Below are 17,280 nucleotides of genomic sequence, written 5' to 3' on the forward strand. Positions count from 1 at the left end.
GTAAATGGTAGAAGCTTATGACTACTACAGCGAAAGAAGCGACAAATAAGATTTCGGGTGTTTCGGAAACTTTGATGATTACACTATATGCGCGGTATGTGGAATCGCAGCGCCAGGATGCAATTCTTAAGGACGATAAAGCAACAGAAATTGTTGGAAAGATTGATTATGATTTTACAAAATATGCTCAAGGATGGGCGTCGCAACTAGGATGTGTAATTCGTGCGGAGGTTTACGATCGCCTAATTTCAAAATTTATTCAAAATCATCCTAAGGCAACTATTATTAACTTGGGCGCAGGGCTTTGTACGCGATTTTTTCGCGTTGATAACGGGGAAATATCTTGGTATGAAGTTGACTTTCCTGAAGTGATTGACCTAAAACGTAAGTTGATTAATGAAGGCGATCGCTTGCATTTTATTGCTGGTTCTATTTTAGATAATTGGATTGAAGAAGTTCAGCCTGTAGCACCAGTATTAATTATTATGGAAGGAGTGTCAATGTATCTAACAGAAGTAGAGATGAAAACTCTATTTCAAAATATTACTCGCGATCTTGCACCTGTTACCATGTTACTCGATGTCATTGCAACTAAAAGAGCGAAAAATACTAAGAAACACGATACTGTATCTAAGACTAATGCAGAATTTAAGTGGGGAATAGATAATTCCAAAGAATTAGAAAGTTGGGAACAGGGAATTAAAGTAACTGAGGAGATTTACTATTTGACTCGCTTTGCAAATTACCCAGATCGCTTACCTTGGTGGGGGAGATACTTGCGGTTTCTTGTGACTGCTGTGTTTAAAAACTTTGGTCGCGTGATTCAAGTGGAAATTATGAAATAAAGCGGAGTAGACAGCGATATCTCTACTTTGGATAGACGTAAGTTTGGATGAGACTGCTCTACCGTTTTATTAGCGTTTTTGGTTGCCTATGTCTTCTACGCACAACCCACATCGCCGCAAGGAAATTTTACGCGGCGTCTTTGCTGTATCTTTAGTTATTGTCGGAATTACGCATTTTATCCGACCAGAGCAATATGCACGGATTGTACCGCCACCATTTCCGCCCTTCGCTTCAGTCTATTTGAGTGGTGTATTTGAGATTCTCGGCGGTATTGGGTTATTGATTCCTAGTATGAGTGTCACAGCAGCCTGGTGTTTAATTGCTTTATTTATCGGGGTGTTTCCAGCGAATATTTATATGACTATACACAACATCAAAGTTGAGGGAATTCCTCATAGTCAATTGCTGTATTTAGCAAGGCTACCGCTACAAGCTGTCTTAATTGCCTGGGCGTATTGGTATACTCGCAATCCAGAAACACAATTAGAAACAACAGATGGATGATTTAAATAAATGCGGTCAAATCACTGCTAGATTTTATAATTATAGTACTTGCGCATCGTAATAATGATAATGTTTATCGCCAGTAATTATGACTTCTACCGCAGCACCTTTACCAGATTCACTTGTGCGTGTTGTGCAGCGCTTTCAACGACTTTCTAACCCGAAGCAACGTTACGAGCAGTTAGTTTGGTATGCTAAACGGCTAAAGGAATTTCCAGAAGCTGATAAAGTGCCAGAAAATAAAGTTCCAGGTTGTGTTTCGCAGGTGTATATCACTGCGGGGCTAGATCAAGGAAAAGTTTGGTATCAGGGTGATTCAGATTCTGCACTTGTCAAGGGGTTAGTTGCTGTATTAGTTGAAGGTTTGAGTGGGTTGTCACCTGAGGAAATTCTGAAAGTATCGCCAGAGTTCATTAAGGATACTGGCTTGAATGCGAGTCTAACACCTTCGCGTAGTAATGGGTTTTATAATATTTTTCAGAAAATGAAAGAAAAGGCTTTGCAATTGCTGATGGAATAATGTTGAAATGCATAGCAAAGCCTAGTAAGTGGGTAGAAATGAACATAACTTAAGCGCTGGTAACTATTAGCGATTAGCTTTTGGGGAAATTGCTAAATGCTAACAGAAGAATTGCTAAGTGCTTTGCTATTACCCATTACCCAACAAATGTTGTGTATAGCAATTGAAGGGATGCTTAGGACATGATAGAGGTTTAGAATCATCACTTCTTCTAGCTTTTAACCCTGATCTCTGACCTTTGATCCCTGACTCCTGCTATATGATGTTTAATTATGTCCACCTACTTAGTCAAATTCTGATTTTCTGTGTTGCTACTCGACGAGTGATGCACTGTTATTGTTTCACAAACTTCCAGAGAATTTTGTAATCCCAATAGTAGTTAAGAGAATCAACAACACTTGGAAAATAACTACTACTTTCCTTCATAAGCATAAAGTCGTTTAACATGAACTTTTGAGCAAAAACAGTGAATCCTGTATCGCGAAATGTGTCGGCAATAAAATTCAAGCTATAGTTTTGCACCTCAATATTAGAATCTGCTTCAATCATTTTTTTCCAATTTGACCACAAAGGATTATCTGAATGACATCCTAATGCAGCGTAGTAGACGCCTTTGTTTTTCAAACAATCAAATATTTTTTGAGCGTGTTGCTGTAAATCTTGAATTAAGTACAAAACTTCATGACTAAAAGCAACATCAATTTCTGATTGAAATGGATCTAGATTGTCACGAACTTCGTAGGTTAGTGGTAAATTTCCCTTGTTTTCATTGGCAATTTGAATAGCTTGTCGCGCCACATCAATTCCAATTCCTTTTTGAAAAGGCTTGTCGTGATACAAAACTCGTAAAAAACCGCCTTGATTACAGCCGAAATCAAGGACTGTTTTTCCTTCTAAACTTGTCTCAGACATGCGCTCAATCATTACTTTCCACAATGGGTAATGATCGTCAAACATAGCATTTTCTTCTTGAGAATTGGTCAGCCAAGTGTCAACAATTTTACTAGTCATGAGTTTATTCTCACTGTAGGATTACGTTTGAAAATTTGTTCAGATCAGCATATTAGAAATCAAAGCCTATCATTCTAATTCCTGCAAGTAAAATACTCCCTGGGGGGATATTGGCTAAATCGCTATTATTTAAATTGCCAAAAATTAAGTGAATATGAGATTATTAAAAGTTAGAATAAGTAAAAATTATTCTGATTAATAGATAAGTGAGTAAAAATAAACATAACTTAAGGGCTGGTAACTGGTAATTGGTTAAGCAGTATCTATTACCCATTACCCATTCTTAGTTCTAGATCCACTGCCACTAGTAGTAATAAGTGTATGAGTTTTTTAGGTAAGGTTTTACTACCTCTTGCGATCGGAGCAATGGTTGTATTACCTGGTTGTACGCAACCGCAAGCAGAAACAAATCAACAAGAAAATCTTGTCTTTTCTTGGTCACAAGATGTTGGACCACTCAATCCACACCTTTATGGTCCTAGTCAAATGTTTGCTCAAGATATGATTTTTGAGTCATTGGTGAACTATGGGCGGGGCGGTGAAATTTTACCTGCTTTAGCCGAAAGTTGGGAAGTTTCGCCGGATGGCAGAGTGGTGACTTTTCAACTGCGTCAAGGAGTACAGTTCTCGGATGGAGAGGCATTTAATGCTACAGCGGCTAAACTCAATTTCGATCAAATCTTAGCAAATGCGGAAGCGCATGATTGGTTAGAATTGATTAGGCAAATTGACCGCGTTGAAGCAGAAGGCGAGTATACGCTAAGAATTCACCTCAAAAATGCTTACTATCCAGCCTTGCAAGAATTAACACTAATTCGTCCAGTGAGGTTTCTCTCGCCCGCAGCCTTTCCTGAATCAGGAACAACCGCTGATGGCATTAAGCAACCAATAGGTACAGGTCCGTGGATACTGACAGAATACCGTAGAGATAATGTTGCCGTATTTCGGCGTAATGAAAACTACTGGGGTGAGTTACCCAACGTAGAACAAGTCACAGTCAGGGTGATTCCAGATGGTGAAACGCGGGTAGTGGCGTTTGAAAGTGGAGAGTTGGATTTAATTTATGGTAATGGTGTCATTAGTTTGGATGCTTTTGAGCGGTTGCAGAAGTCTGGTCGCTATCAGGCTGAAGTTTCGCAACCTCTGAGTACGAGGGCGATCGCTATTCACGCTGGTCGCGGTCCAACGCAAGAATTAGCGGTGCGACAGGCAATTCAGCACAGCTTTAACAAAGATGCGGTGATTCAAGCAATTTTCTACAATACCGAGCGACGAGCCGATACGTACTTTTCTGATGAAGTCCCCTATGCTGATATTAACCTAGAGCCGTATAGCTATGATGTAGAACGCGCCAATGCTTTGTTAAATGAAGCAGGATGGAGATTGCCCGCTGGGGGAAATATTCGTCAAAAAAATGGTCAGTCGTTAACTTTGGAGCTATCTTTTAATGCACTCGACAATATTGACAGGGCGATCGCAGAAGCCTTACAAGCTGATTTGAGACAAGTTGGCATTGATTTGCGGCTGTTGGGAGAAGAAAGACAAGCGTGGCTCGATCGCCAAACAAACGGTGAATTTCACCTCATTTTCAATAACACTTGGGGACCGCCCTATGAACCTCACGCGATGATGTCATCGATGCGCAAGCCCTCTCATGCTGACTATGAGGCACAGTCGGGGTTGCCCATGAAAGCAGAGATTGATCGAAAAATTGCCGAGGTATTGGTATCAACAGAGGAAGCAACGCGGCAGCAGTTGTACAGTGACATTCTCACTACATTACACGAGCAAGCAGTTTATCTACCAATTTCTTATTCAACGAAGCTTGCTGTCTTGCAAGAAAACATCGGTGGATTTGAATTTATGCCTCAAGAAAATCAGGTTCCGCTTAGTAAGTTAACCAAACAATAGACCTCCTTCCTGCACGAATCAAAAAATCATGAATGTCATTCTGAATGAAACGCAGTGGAGTGAAGAATCTAGGAGATATTTCGCTTCGCTCAATATGACAATTTAAGTATTCACGCAGGAGGTCTAATGACAACCGAACAATATCACTCATGGTTAAGATCCTTTGAGCAGTTTACTCAGTTGTATGCAATTCGGCGGCTACTGCAATTGATTCCAGTGCTGCTAGGGATTTCATTGGTGACATTTTTGCTCGTGCAATTGATGCCAAGCGATCCGGCGGTTGTCGTTTTGCGAATTTCAGAAGTACCAATCACACCAGAAGCGATCGCGGCGATGCGAGAGCAATTAGGGCTAAATCGTCCTTTGCCAATTCAGTATCTCAATTGGTTGTGGCGTGTCATTCAACTTGACTTTGGGACTTCCTTCATCACTGGGCGACCTGTGCTACAAGAGATTTTTTACTACTTGCCAACAACTATAGAACTAACTCTTAGCACAACCGTTTTAATTTGGTTAGTAAGCATTCCTCTAGGAGTTTTAGCGGCGCTTTATCGAGATAGTATTTTTGATTATGCTAGCCGTCTTTTTGCTTATGTAGGAGCGGCTTTACCTAACTTCTGGCTGGGCTTTTTGCTGATGTATTTTTTCAGCTTTCAATTAGGTTGGTTGCCAGTAATGGGGCGCGGTAACTGGACTCATTTAGTACTGCCTTCAATCACGCTAGCATGGTCTCCCGCTGCTGTTTACGCACGACTGTTACGTAATAGTATGTTGGATAGCTTGAGCAAAAATTATGTTCTCTACGCGCGTGCTAGAGGGTTAAAAGAGCGTTTTGTTGTGGGCAGACACGTGTTAAGAAACGCTTTGCTTCCTGTTGTGACGTTGTTTGGCATGAGTATTGCGCATCTACTCGCAGGAGCCGTCATTGTCGAGAATGTGTTTGCTTTACCAGGAATTGGACGATTTGCAGTGAGATCGATTCTCAGTCGAGACTATCCGGTGATTCAAGCTTATGTCTGCTTGGCAGCGATTTTCTTTGTGATGACCAACTTGATTGTCGATTTGACTTACAGTTACCTCGATCCAAGAATTCGTTTAGGAAAGGTGGAGGATTTGTAAAGCGAATCATGTTACTGCTAAAACGATTATTGGACAACAAAGCGGCTTGGTTCAGTGTAGGAGTCATCTTTTGCATTGCTTTGATCGCCTTGTTTGCTCCCTACATTGCACCGCACGATCCTTTAGAAGTGGAACTCACTCGGCGGCTGCAATCTCCAAGTGCCACTTTTTTGCTCGGTACGGATCATTTAGGGCGCTGTATTCTGTCACGATTAATTTATGGAGCGCGAATTTCTCTTTCAATTGCTCTTACTGTTACCGCACTCACGACGAGCATTAGTTTGATTGTGGGTACGATCGCAGGTTACATTGGCGGGAAAGTTGATAGCGTTTTGATGCGGATTTGCGATGTGTTTTTGTCGTTCCCTAATTTAATTTTGGCATTAGCGATCGTTGGTATTATGGGTGCGAGTCCTGTAAACTTGGTTATTGCCTTAGGGGCATCGCACTGGGCTTGGTATGCTAGAATTGTCCGATCTAAAGTCCTCAGCTTAAAGCAAGAGAATTTTATCAAAGCAGCGATCGTGTCTGGGACAAGTAGCGCTTATATCATGATTAAACACCTGTTGCCGTACACCATCGCCGAAATTGCTGTGTTAGCTTCTTTAGATACAGGATGGGTTATTTTACAGATTTCAGCTTTGTCGTTTTTGGGATTAGGAATTCAGCCACCGACTCCAGAGTGGGGAGCTATGATTACTGATGGTCGCGAATTTTTCCGCCGCGAACCAGGGTTGATGCTTTATCCTGGCTTGACAATTTTTATTGTTGCGTTGTCGTTCAACTTGCTAGGTGATGCCTTGCGCGATGCGCTTGATCCTCGTTTTGGTAAGACAATTAAACAAAGATCGTCGCTTACTACTGTAGAAACATCACTTCCCAATGGTTGATCCGGTTCTCACAGTTACAAATCTCCATGTCGAGTTTCAGCAGGAAACTAGTTGGACACAGGTTGTGCGTGGCGTGAGTTTTCAACTCAAACCAGGAAAAGTTTTAGGCATTATTGGCGAAAGCGGCTCAGGTAAAAGCACCATCTGTTTAGCAATTTTAGGCTTACTAGGTCGTGAGGGACGAATTTCACAGGGAACAATTCGCCTATCGCAGCAAGATCTCACGAGTTTACCGCCTACTACTTTACGTCAAATTCGCGGACAGCAGATTGGTGTCGTGTTACAAAATCCCTCTAGCTTTTTCAATCCTATTTTGACTATTGGACAACAGTTTACGGAAACTTTGCGATCGCATCAATCTTTAACTCAAGCAGAAGCAAAGTCGATGGGAATCAGTTATTTATCTGATGTGAATTTACCTCATCCAGAGCGTATCTGGAGACAATTTCCCTTTCAACTTTCTGGGGGAATGTTGCAGCGGGTGATGATTGCGATCGCCATCTCGCTGCGTCCTCAGATTTTAATTGCCGATGAACCGACGACAGCTTTAGATGTGATTACCCAAATGCAAATTTTGAACTTACTCGCACATCTACGGCAACAACATGATGCCGCAATTTTGCTTGTGACGCATGATTTGGGCGTAATTGCTCAATTAGCTGATGAAGTTGCCGTGATGTATCAAGGAGAATTTGTTGAACAGGCAAATGTTAGACAACTATTCGACCAACCGCAACATCCTTACACGCGATCGCTACTTGCGTCTCGTTTGCAAGTGAGGACTGAGGTATGACGCTGTTATCGATTCAGAAGGTTTCCAAAACCTATGAAGTTCAGCAAGGTTGGTGGGGACAAAAGCACTTGGTAAGGGCATTACAAGAAGTTTCACTTACTGTTGAACCTGGTTGCTGTCTAGGAGTTGTCGGCGAGAGTGGTGCGGGGAAAAGTACTTTAGGGCGGATTGTACTGGGGCTAGAACAACCCGATCGCGGTGAAATTTGGTTTCAAGGCAAAAATCTGAGACATCTGAATCGCGATCAACGGCGAATTTTGCGTCGCGATCTCCAAGTTGTGTTTCAAGATAGTTTGAGTGCGGTAAATCCTCGGTTAAGCGTTCGTGAAATTATCGGCGAACCGATGCAGAACTATCTTAATTTGTCAACAACGCAGATGAGCGAGCAAATTCAGCAGTTGCTAGAAATTGTCGGATTACGTGCAGCAGATATCGATAAATATCCTCATCAGTTTAGTGGTGGGCAATTGCAGCGCGTTACCATTGCTAGAGCGATCGCGCTTAAGCCTAAGTTGATTGTCCTCGATGAACCTGTTGCTAGCTTAGATATGACGATTCAAGCTCAAATTCTGCATCTGCTAGCAGATCTCAAAGAACAGTTCGAGTTGTCTTATTTGTTCATCTCGCACGACTTAGCCGCAGTTTCCTTCATGGCTAATAAACTCGCAGTGATGTACCAAGGAGCGATCGTGGAAACAGTAGAAGATCTTAAACAACTGCGTCACCTTCAGCATCCTTATGCTCAACAACTAATGGCTGCGCAATTGCCCTCTCATCCACGCGATCGTTTGCTGTTTACTTCCTAAGTAGAAGTCAGGGTTACAAGAAACGCCTGGCGACTTTCTTCACGGCTCATAAAAAAAGACAACGAAGGTGGTCTTATTACTAAAACTATCAGCTTTAGCTTTAATTGGGGTCAAATCAAGAAATGGTTTGCGTGAGATCAGTATCTACTAATAGCGTTGCCGCTCCAGCAGTAAACTGATTGTAGGTGATACCATCAAGTGTTGTTTCGTTACCACGAAGCCATCCTTGCCCAGTTGATGTCACCGAGTCACCAGTATTACCATTCACAATCAAGCGATTGGTACTTTCCGAAAGATTGAGTAAGTTTAAGCGCGTCAGGATGAGATTGTTATTACCTGTACCAGTGAGGTCAATAATTTCAATGTCGCGAATTTGATTACGAGGTAAAGATGTTAAATCGATGGTGATATCGCTAGTATCAACAGTTAAAGTATCTGTACCGCTACCACCATCGAGACGGCGATCGCGCACGCCAAAACTAAGGGTATCATCTCCAGCACCACCGTAGAGGACATCAACACCGCGACCACCGATGAGGCGATCGCTTCCTCTGCCACCGATAAGGATATCATCACCATTTGTACCAATGAGGGTATCATCGCCATCAGTACCCAGGTGAGTAACAGAGTTTGTAAAGTCACGACCAAAGATAACGTAGCTTTCTCCCGCAGACTCTCGACCATTCGGGTCAGCACCAGGTGCGCCAATAATCAAGTCATCGAAGCCATCACCATCAACATCTCCTGCTTTACTGACAGAGATTCCTGAAAAGTCATCTGCATTAATCCCATTAATCACAAAGCCATTACTACCATCGAGAGTTGCCAAGTCAAAATTTGCATCAAATCCCGATGCTTTACCAAATACAACATAGCTTTGTCCCGCACGTGATTGAAAATTGGGAGTAGCACTTGGTGCGCCAACAATCAAGTCATCAAAGCCATCACCGTTGATATCTCCCGCACTACTGACAGAGAAGCCTGAACCGTCGTATGCATTAATGCCATTAATAACGAAGCCATTGCTACCGTTGAGTGTCGCCAAGTCGAGACTGGTATCAAATCCTGATGCTTTGCCAAATACAACGTAGCTTTTACCTACAGAATATTGACCATCAAGTCTGGCACCATCTGCCCCAATAATCAAATCATCAAAGCCATCACCATTAATATCTCCCGCACTACTAACAGACCTTCCTGAGTAGTCATTAACATTGATACCATTAATGACAAAACCATTGCTACCGTTGAGTGTCGCCAAGTCGAGACTGGCATCAAATCCTGAGGCTTTGCCAAAAATAACGTAGCTTTTACCTACAGAATATTGACCATCAAGACTGGCAAGTGGTGCGCCAATAATCAAGTCAGCAAAGCCATCACCATTAATATCTCCCGCATTGCTGACTGAGACTTTAGTGGTAGTACCTAAGACATTGCCTATATCAATGCCATTCACAACAAAGCCATTGTTACCGTCGAGTGTTGAAGCGTCGAGACTGGCATCAAACCCTAAGGCTTTGCCAAATACAACGTAGCTTTGTCCCGCACCATTTGCCCCAATAATCAAATCATCAAAGCCATCTCCGTTAACATCCCCCGCACTGCTAACTGAGTAGCCTGAGAAGTCATAAACATCGATGCCATTCACAACAAAGCCATTGTTACCGTCGAGTGTTGAAGCGTCGAGACTGGCATCAAACCCTGAGGCTTTGCCAAATACAACGCAGCTTTGTCCCGCACCATTTTGACCATTAGGCTCAGCATAACGGATACCAACAATCAAATCATTAAAGCCATCTCCGTTAACATCCCCCGCACTGCTAACTGAGTAGCCTAAACCGTCGAATCTATTGATGCCATTAATGACAAAGCCATTGTTACCGTTGAGTGTCGCCAAGTCGAGACTGGCATCAAACCCTGAGGCTTTGCCAAACACAAGATAGCTTTGCCCCGCACCATTTTGACCATTAGGATTAGCACGCGGTGCCCCAATAATCAAATCATCAAAGCCATCACCGTTGACATCTCCTGCATTGCTAACAGACCTTCCTGAAAAGTCAAATTCATTAATTCCTTGAATCACAAAGCCATTATTGCCATTGAGTGTCGCAAGGTCAATCTCATCATCTGTGAACTTGAAATAGTTGCCGTTCAAACTTAGTGAGGAACTTCCTTGGATAATTGCAATCAATTCATCCGCTTCCCCATTAACTTTACGGAAGATTGCAGTTCCTTTAGGTAAATTGCCTTCCCCAGAGGAAGCGCTTAAGAAATAATCAGTTCGTTTGCCGTTGAGGCGGATAAAATCATCATTGATATTGAAATCGGTAATTAATGCATAATCACTAAATCCTGAAGTAGTACCGTTGCGATCGTCATAAAACACACTTGTGGCATTTCCTAAAACAAATGTATCTCTACCGCTACCACCAGTGAGCGTGTCTTTGTCGCCTACAGTGCCATCAGTACCGACAAGAATGTCATTACCTGCATTCCCAACTAATAGGTCATTGCCCGCCCTGCCATGAAGTACGTTATCCAAAGAATTTCCAGTGATTGTGTTGTTAAGATTATTTCCAACACCAAAAAAAACATAATTATTCTCTATTAATGTTAAATTCTCTACATTCGCACTTAACTCATTAATAGAACTAGAGTTAATAATGACAGTATCTATGCCTGAGTTAGAAGCTTCAATAATTTGTATATTAGGGGAGACTACATAAGTATCGTCACCTTGACCGCCATACAAAAAGGCTTCCCCATAATATCCTCCGTATAGGGTGTCATTACCTACACCACCATAGAGTGTGTTATTCCCTTCTTCAAAGCTAGCGTAAAGCCGATCATTGCCTAAACCGCCATAAAGTACATTATTACCCGCATTGCCCTCGAGTACATCATCACCTAGACCGCCATAGAGAGTATCATCACCATTGCCACCTCTAAGCGTGTCCTTTCCTCTACCTCCTCTAAGAACATCATTACTTCCTCTACCCAACAGCAAGTCACCGCCTGCGAAACCCAATATCGTATCAGCGAATTGTGTTCCTACAAGAGTATCGTTGCCCGAAGTTCCTCTAATGATTGCCATAAATTGTGTGCCTGTGATAATAAATAAAAAACAGGATTAAAAGCTCGTAATTTTTGATAGCAAAATCTACTATTTCCCTCGAACCGATGTTAGGAAATAGCAGCAATTACGAAGTTGAATTGAGAATATTTTTCCTCAAGACTAATAATTTGAGATTAATTGAAAAGTCAATATCAAACTATAAACTTTTGGTAAAGATATTAGGCAAAAACACGCCTACATTAAAGTTTTGGTAAATTTTTAGTAAGTACAAGTGTATAAAAAAGAAGATGGTAATCCAAATTTTAGTAAGATTACTCATCTTCAGGCAAGAAGTATTAAGTACTCAGTTACATTTCAATTAACGATTTTGTTGTGTTGCTACAGGTTCTGGTTCAGGAATTGTGATGTCAATTGGTGTCACTTCTGATGCTAGTGCCGTTAAAGGCGGTTGAATTGCAGCAGCATTACCCACTACCAAAGTGACTAAGTTTTCTGGTTTGAGATGAGTTTGCGCGACACGTTGAATATCTTCAGCCGTAGTTGCTTCGACAGCTTGACGATAGCGGAAGAGAAAATCGGCGGGGTAGCCGTAGTATTCGTAACGTAGTAGTCGCGTTAAAGTTTGTGCTGGATCTTCAAAATTGAAGACAAAAGAGTTAAGAACAGAATCTTTCGCTAAAGCAAGTTCTTCTGGTGTAACTAATTCCGTTTTGAGGCGTTCAATTTCTTTTTGCATTGCTTGAATAAAAGACACGGTGGCATCAGATCGAGTTTGTCCGCCAGATATAAATAAACCAGGATAGTCATAACGCGGACTCCACGCACCGTACACCGAATAAGCCAAACCTTGACGCGATCGCACATTATTAAATAACCGTCCGCCAAAGCCATTTAACACGCCATTCATCACATCCAAGGCGGCATAATCAGGACTATTAAATTGACCGCCCAAATGACCAATTTGTAAATAACTTTGCGTTAGTTGCGGCTGATCTACCAAGAAAATACCGCCAAGCTTTGCTTGACACACCGTTGGTAATTGCGGTAGTTGCATTCCTGGCTTCGGTTGCCACTCAGCAAAATACTTTTGAATGAGCGATCGCATTTGTTGCGAGTCAAAATCCCCGACAATTCCCAAAATCATATTATTAGGATAGAAGTACTCCTGATAGAAATTCACGACATCTTCCCGCGCAATATTATCTACCGTTTGGTACTCAGGAATTCGCGCATAAGGACTTTCGTTACCGTAAATCAACTTCTGAAACTCGCGCTGCGCAATGCTACCTGGTTCATCATTTCGCCGTGCAATACTCCCACGCAACTGCGTTTTTGCTAAATCCAATTTATCCTGCGCAAACACTGGCTGACGGATCACCTCAGCAAACAACCCAAACACTGTTTCGAGATCTTCACTTAAAGCATCAAAACTCGCCGAACCCGAAGCCGTACTAATCGACGTTTCCACCGTAGCCGCACGTTGTTCTAATAACTCATTCAGTTCATCACCAGAATGCTGTTTTGTTCCTCCGGTGCGCATCACAGTTCCCGTCAAACCTGCTAAACCCGTTTTCTCAGGGCTTTCCCAGCGTTGCCCAGTACGAAACAACGCCGTACCACTCACCAACGGCAACTCGCGATCTTCCAACAGATACACAATCATGCCATTATCCGTGACAAAGCGCGTATACTCTGGTAACTGCACCTCTGGCAACGGCGCAAACTGCAACTCAGTAAAATGCACAGCCCCCGCGATCGCAGGCAACCGCAACATCACCACCAACAGCAGCGCCACCAACCAAAGCCCAATCCAATTAACACGCCGCTGACTTCGACTCGTACCAACCCAATGCATCAACATTCCCAAAATTCCTTATATAATTCCTTCTGTGTGCCCTAGCCTTCGGCAACCCCTACGGGGAATGCGCCTCTGTGGTTCATTCCCTCTGATACCATTTCAAGAAATGAGAGCTACAAATAACTTATTCCTCTGCTCCTCTGCCCGCTCTGCCCTAAAGTAAAACAGTATCAACCCTGCGGCACCAACCGCCCGATCGTCCGATTCTGTGCTGAAAAAGTTGCCTGCGCCACCCGCTGAACATCCGCAGCCGTCACCGCCTGAATTGCCTCCAACTCCTTAAATAAATTGCGCCAGGAGCCAGTTTTGACTTCATATTCCAACAACAACTGCGCCATTCCCATATTCGATTGCAGCGATCGCAACAATCCCGCCCTAGCTTGCGTCTTCACGCGATCCAACTCCACAGCCGAGACAGGTTCCGTCTTTAACCGTTCAATCTCCTTCCTCAACGCTGCACCAACTTCATTTGCGGTATGCCCAGGAGCCGTCAACGCATAAAATAACATGACATTTTGGTGCTTATCGCCAGGGAATCCGCTAAAGCCTTGCGCAGAAAGAGCAAGTTGCTGTCGTTCAACTAAAGAGCGATACAACCGCGACGTGCGACCATCACTGAGTAATCTACCAATGATGTCATAGATGACATGATCCGGATCGGTAATTGCCGGACGATGATAGCCTTCTAAATACCAAGGCTGCGATCGCAAACGCAATTCAAATTCGCGCTGTCGCTTTTGCGGCGGTTCAGATACTTGTACTGGAGGGGCGGCAGGTTTTGCTTTGTAACGCCCAAAGTAAGTTTGTGCTAACTGTTGTACGCGCGAAGCTTCCACATCACCAATGACTGCAATTGTCAAATTACTCGGTACGTAGTGCGTATCAAAAAAATCTTGTAAGTCTTGGCGCGTCAAGTTGCGGATATCTTCTTCGTAACCAATTACCGGACGACGATAGGGATGTTTCGTAAATGCCGTATCGAGAAACTTCTCTACCATTTGACCGATTGGAGAATTATCAACTCGCAATCGCCGTTCTTCCAGAATGACATCTTTTTCTTGATAAAATTCGCGAAAGACAGGTTCTAAAAATCGCTCCGACTCTAGCGACATCCACAGTTCTAATTTATTACTGGGAAAACTGTAGAAATAGCGCGTTGCATCGGCTGAGGTATTAGCATTTAAACCAACACCGCCTGCTTGTTCGACGATTTGCCCTAGTTCATTTTGCTTGACAAAACTCTGAGCTTGTGCCTGCACTTTCTCAAATTCTGCTTGCAAGCGGGCGACTTCCGCTTTGTTTCCCCTGGCTTGCGCTGCACGGATTTGGGCATCGAGTTCATCCAAGCGATCTAAGAGTGGCTTTTCTGCTTGGTAATCAGTTGTGCCGATGCGTTGCGTTCCCTTAAATGCTAAATGTTCCAAATAGTGCGCGATTCCTGTTTTGCCATCGGGTTCATCCGCACCACCTACATCAGCATACGTGAGAAACGAAACAACAGGCGCTCGATGGCGTTCTAAAACAATAAATTTTATGCCATTTTCTAAACGAAACTCACTTAGTTGATCGATGACGCGATCTAAATAAGGCTGGATCGATGTCTCCGGCGTTGGTGCTTGCGTACGGGCGATCGCAACTGCTGGTAACGACACCCAAGAAAACAAAATAATTATTAAAAAAGTGAAGATCCGCCATCTTACATGGTGAGGTAAGAACAATTGGCAGCAACGTTTCAAACTCATAAGTCACAATAAAAGTACTTTTCCAGGATAGATCCGTTAACGATCTATTACACTTTCAGCGGGGAATCTGCTTGATAGTAGACAATATCGCTACAAGTGGCACGGCAATCTTACAGGCATCAAGTATATGCAAGTTTTTCATCGCACAGCACAATCTGAAGAATCGTCCCGCGATCGCATTTTAAAAGCAGCGCAGCGATTGTTTGCCCGTCAAGGCTATGATGGCACGACAACGCGCGACTTAGCGATCGCAGCGGGTGTCGCGGAAGGAACCTTATTTCGTCATTTTGCGAATAAAAAGGCGATTTTAATTGAAATTGCTACGCAAGGCTGGGTAGAAATTCTCACCGATTTACTCACCGAATTAAGCGAAATGGGTAGCTACAAGGCGGTAGCCCAAGTAATGCAGCGCCGAATGTGGAATTTTCATAAAAATGCCGATATGATGCGCGTGTGTTTCATGGAAGCGCAGTTTCATCCCGATCTACGCGATCGCATTCAAGCCGAAGTCATCAACAAAATGACGGATGTCGCCGAGGCGTTCTTTCAAACCGCGATGGATCGGGGAATTTACCGCAAAACGAATCCTAAAATTGTCGCCCAAGTGTTTTTGGGAATGTTTGCGATCGCAGGCTTTAGTCACAATACACTCATGGAACCGGATGCATCTCCTAAAGCTATGCAAGAAATGGCAGAAGGACTTGCGGATATTTTTCTGAATGGGGTGTTGGTGAGGGAGGAGGAGTGAGTGGTTAGTGGAACTGATGAATTTTGCTTTAGTGTATGAATAGTTACAGTAATCATAGCCTTGCTGATACTTTGGGCGATCGTCGTCGGCGACTTGCTGAAATTTTTGCTGCACCTGTTGTATTATGGTCAGGGCGTCGTAGTCCGCGTAATTTTGCGGCGAATACGTTTCCGTTTCGTGCTAGCAGTCACTTTCTCTACTTTGCTGGATTACCGTTAGAAAATGCGGCAATTTGTTTAGAAGCTGGACAGTTAACTTTATTTATCGACGATCCGTCTCCTAGTTATACATTGTGGCATGGGGAAACACCTACAAAAGAAGATATCGCGCAAAAAATTGGTGCTGATGCTGTTTTCCCAATGGCAGAATTACCCGCACACTTAGCCGGAGTAGCAACAATTCCAGTGCAAGATGCAGCGACTTGGACAGAACAAACACAGTTACTCGATCGCTGGGTATTGCCAGAAAGACCACTGGAAGGAATTGATTTAGAATTAGCAAAAGCAATTATTTCTTTGCGCCTTGTTCACGATGCCGGTGCGTTAGCCCAATTGCGCAAAGCTGCGGCGGTGACGGTAAAGGCGCATAAAGCAGGAATGGCGGCGACGCGGAAGGCTAAAACTGAAGCTGACATTCGCGCGGCGATGGAAAGTGCGATTATTGCAGAAAATATGAGTTGTGCGTATGCAAGTATTGTGACGATTCATGGCGAAGTGTTGCATAGCGATCGCTACCATAATAGAATTCAAGCTGGAGACTTGTTGCTTGCGGATGTAGGTGCGGAAACAGCCACAGGGTGGGCAGCGGATGTGACGCGGACTTGGGCAGTTTCGGGTAAATTCTCATCTACCCAAAGAGATATTTACGATATTGTTTTAGCAGCGCACGATGCTTGTATTGCTAAAGTGTGTCGAGGTGTTGAGTATCGCGATCTTCATTTTTTGGCAGCAACGACGATTGCGGAAGGGTTAGTCGATTTAGGCATTTTGCGGGGTAATGCAGAAGATTTAGTAGAAAAAGATGTTCATGCGTTGTTCTTTCCCCATGGTGTCGGTCATTTACTCGGCTTAGATGTCCATGATATGGAAGATTTAGGAGATTTAGCAGGATATGAACCAGGAAGGACGAGAAGCGATCGCTTTGGTTTAGGATATCTGCGTTTGGATCGGCCCTTACGTCCTGGAATGCTGGTAACAATTGAACCTGGATTTTATCAAGTTCCAGCAATTTTAAATAACTCCGAAGTCCGCAGTGCGTATCAAGATGCAGTTAATTGGGAACGTCTCGCACAGTTTGCCGATGTACGCGGAATTCGGATTGAAGATGATGTGCTAGTTACTGAAGCCGGAAGCGAGGTATTAACCGCAGATTTGCCCACCCAAGCTGAGGATATTGAACAAAGTAGTGAAGAGTGGCTAGTGATTAGTGAAGAGTGACTAGTGATTAGCCACTGACC

General features: G+C 43.3%; 14 protein-coding genes. 10 read left to right on the forward strand and 4 right to left on the reverse strand.

The window, feature by feature from the left end:
- Window positions 1-17: 17 nt before the first annotated feature.
- From GLO7428_RS14950 to GLO7428_RS14960, 3 genes are all read left to right on the forward strand, one after another.
- Window positions 18-845: a class I SAM-dependent methyltransferase gene (locus tag GLO7428_RS14950; protein WP_015189405.1), complete on the forward strand. Its 828-nt coding sequence runs from the start codon at window positions 18-20 to the stop codon at window positions 843-845.
- Between the two features lie 88 nt (window positions 846-933).
- Window positions 934-1,350, forward strand: a complete 417-nt coding sequence (locus tag GLO7428_RS14955) for a DoxX family protein (protein ID WP_015189406.1) — start codon at window positions 934-936, stop codon at window positions 1,348-1,350.
- Between the two features lie 88 nt (window positions 1,351-1,438).
- Window positions 1,439-1,870, forward strand: coding sequence for a SufE family protein (locus tag GLO7428_RS14960; RefSeq protein ID WP_015189407.1), 432 nt, complete (start codon window positions 1,439-1,441; stop codon window positions 1,868-1,870).
- 333 nt (window positions 1,871-2,203) lie between these two features.
- Here GLO7428_RS14960 and GLO7428_RS14965 read toward each other — a convergent pair whose 3' ends face one another.
- Window positions 2,204-2,881 carry a bifunctional 2-polyprenyl-6-hydroxyphenol methylase/3-demethylubiquinol 3-O-methyltransferase UbiG gene (locus GLO7428_RS14965; RefSeq protein WP_015189408.1) on the reverse strand — a complete coding sequence of 226 codons (678 nt, stop codon included), beginning with the start codon at window positions 2,879-2,881 and terminating at the stop codon, window positions 2,204-2,206.
- 321 nt (window positions 2,882-3,202) lie between these two features.
- Here GLO7428_RS14965 and nikA point away from each other — a divergent pair, with 321 nt between their 5' ends.
- From nikA to GLO7428_RS14990, 5 genes are all read left to right on the forward strand, one after another.
- On the forward strand, window positions 3,203-4,792 hold the full coding sequence (nikA, locus tag GLO7428_RS14970) for a nickel ABC transporter substrate-binding protein (RefSeq protein WP_015189409.1): 1,590 nt from the start codon (window positions 3,203-3,205) through the stop codon (window positions 4,790-4,792).
- Window positions 4,793-4,918: 126 nt separating this feature from the next.
- Window positions 4,919-5,911, forward strand: a complete 993-nt coding sequence (nikB, locus tag GLO7428_RS14975; RefSeq protein WP_015189410.1) for a nickel ABC transporter permease — start codon at window positions 4,919-4,921, stop codon at window positions 5,909-5,911.
- A gap of 8 nt (window positions 5,912-5,919) precedes the next feature.
- Window positions 5,920-6,801, forward strand: a complete 882-nt coding sequence (opp1C, locus tag GLO7428_RS14980; protein ID WP_015189411.1) for a nickel/cobalt ABC transporter permease — start codon at window positions 5,920-5,922, stop codon at window positions 6,799-6,801.
- The gene (locus GLO7428_RS14985; RefSeq protein WP_015189412.1) at window positions 6,794-7,594 is read left to right on the forward strand and encodes an ABC transporter ATP-binding protein; all 801 of its coding nucleotides are present in this window, start codon (window positions 6,794-6,796) and stop codon (window positions 7,592-7,594) included. The genes opp1C and GLO7428_RS14985 overlap by 8 nt, the downstream gene beginning before the upstream one ends.
- The gene (locus GLO7428_RS14990) at window positions 7,591-8,400 is read left to right on the forward strand and encodes a dipeptide/oligopeptide/nickel ABC transporter ATP-binding protein (RefSeq protein WP_015189413.1); all 810 of its coding nucleotides are present in this window, start codon (window positions 7,591-7,593) and stop codon (window positions 8,398-8,400) included. Before GLO7428_RS14985 ends, GLO7428_RS14990 begins: the two co-directional genes overlap by 4 nt.
- 115 nt (window positions 8,401-8,515) lie before the next feature.
- On the opposite strand, the gene GLO7428_RS26085 is transcribed toward GLO7428_RS14990, so the two are convergent.
- The 3 genes from GLO7428_RS26085 to GLO7428_RS15005 all read right to left on the reverse strand — a co-directional run bounded on the left by GLO7428_RS26085 (window position 8,516) and on the right by GLO7428_RS15005 (window position 15,076).
- Window positions 8,516-11,494 (reverse strand): FG-GAP repeat protein, encoded by a 2,979-nt coding sequence (locus GLO7428_RS26085; protein ID WP_015189414.1) that lies wholly within the window; start codon window positions 11,492-11,494, stop codon window positions 8,516-8,518.
- Window positions 11,495-11,834: 340 nt separating this feature from the next.
- Window positions 11,835-13,337 (reverse strand): pitrilysin family protein, encoded by a 1,503-nt coding sequence (locus GLO7428_RS15000; protein WP_015189415.1) that lies wholly within the window; start codon window positions 13,335-13,337, stop codon window positions 11,835-11,837.
- Between the two features lie 167 nt (window positions 13,338-13,504).
- On the reverse strand, window positions 13,505-15,076 hold the full coding sequence (locus tag GLO7428_RS15005; protein WP_015189416.1) for a pitrilysin family protein: 1,572 nt from the start codon (window positions 15,074-15,076) through the stop codon (window positions 13,505-13,507).
- Between the two features lie 127 nt (window positions 15,077-15,203).
- On the opposite strand from GLO7428_RS15005, the gene GLO7428_RS15010 reads away from it, so the two are divergent.
- Both GLO7428_RS15010 and GLO7428_RS15015 read left to right on the forward strand, forming a co-directional pair.
- On the forward strand, window positions 15,204-15,824 hold the full coding sequence (locus tag GLO7428_RS15010) for a TetR/AcrR family transcriptional regulator (RefSeq protein ID WP_015189417.1): 621 nt from the start codon (window positions 15,204-15,206) through the stop codon (window positions 15,822-15,824).
- A gap of 35 nt (window positions 15,825-15,859) precedes the next feature.
- Window positions 15,860-17,260 (forward strand): aminopeptidase P family protein, encoded by a 1,401-nt coding sequence (locus GLO7428_RS15015; protein ID WP_015189418.1) that lies wholly within the window; start codon window positions 15,860-15,862, stop codon window positions 17,258-17,260.
- The last annotated feature ends 20 nt before the right edge of the window (window positions 17,261-17,280 follow it).

It is taken from the genome of Gloeocapsa sp. PCC 7428 (genome assembly GCF_000317555.1).
Lineage (GTDB): Bacteria > Cyanobacteriota > Cyanobacteriia > Cyanobacteriales > Chroococcidiopsidaceae > Chroogloeocystis.

Coding starts and splice junctions, on each gene's coding strand:
- GLO7428_RS15010 (WP_015189417.1), top strand. CDS start 15,204: ATGCAAGTTTTTCATCGCACAGCACAATCTGAAGAATCGTCCCGCGAT.
- GLO7428_RS14950 (WP_015189405.1), top strand. CDS start 18: ATGACTACTACAGCGAAAGAAGCGACAAATAAGATTTCGGGTGTTTCG.
- GLO7428_RS14965 (WP_015189408.1), bottom strand. CDS start 2,881: ATGACTAGTAAAATTGTTGACACTTGGCTGACCAATTCTCAAGAAGAA.
- nikB (WP_015189410.1), top strand. CDS start 4,919: ATGACAACCGAACAATATCACTCATGGTTAAGATCCTTTGAGCAGTTT.
- GLO7428_RS14955 (WP_015189406.1), top strand. CDS start 934: ATGTCTTCTACGCACAACCCACATCGCCGCAAGGAAATTTTACGCGGC.
- GLO7428_RS26085 (WP_015189414.1), bottom strand. CDS start 11,494: ATGGCAATCATTAGAGGAACTTCGGGCAACGATACTCTTGTAGGAACA.
- GLO7428_RS15015 (WP_015189418.1), top strand. CDS start 15,860: ATGAATAGTTACAGTAATCATAGCCTTGCTGATACTTTGGGCGATCGT.
- GLO7428_RS15005 (WP_015189416.1), bottom strand. CDS start 15,076: ATGAGTTTGAAACGTTGCTGCCAATTGTTCTTACCTCACCATGTAAGA.
- GLO7428_RS14990 (WP_015189413.1), top strand. CDS start 7,591: ATGACGCTGTTATCGATTCAGAAGGTTTCCAAAACCTATGAAGTTCAG.
- opp1C (WP_015189411.1), top strand. CDS start 5,920: ATGTTACTGCTAAAACGATTATTGGACAACAAAGCGGCTTGGTTCAGT.
- GLO7428_RS14985 (WP_015189412.1), top strand. CDS start 6,794: ATGGTTGATCCGGTTCTCACAGTTACAAATCTCCATGTCGAGTTTCAG.
- nikA (WP_015189409.1), top strand. CDS start 3,203: ATGAGTTTTTTAGGTAAGGTTTTACTACCTCTTGCGATCGGAGCAATG.
- GLO7428_RS15000 (WP_015189415.1), bottom strand. CDS start 13,337: ATGTTGATGCATTGGGTTGGTACGAGTCGAAGTCAGCGGCGTGTTAAT.
- GLO7428_RS14960 (WP_015189407.1), top strand. CDS start 1,439: ATGACTTCTACCGCAGCACCTTTACCAGATTCACTTGTGCGTGTTGTG.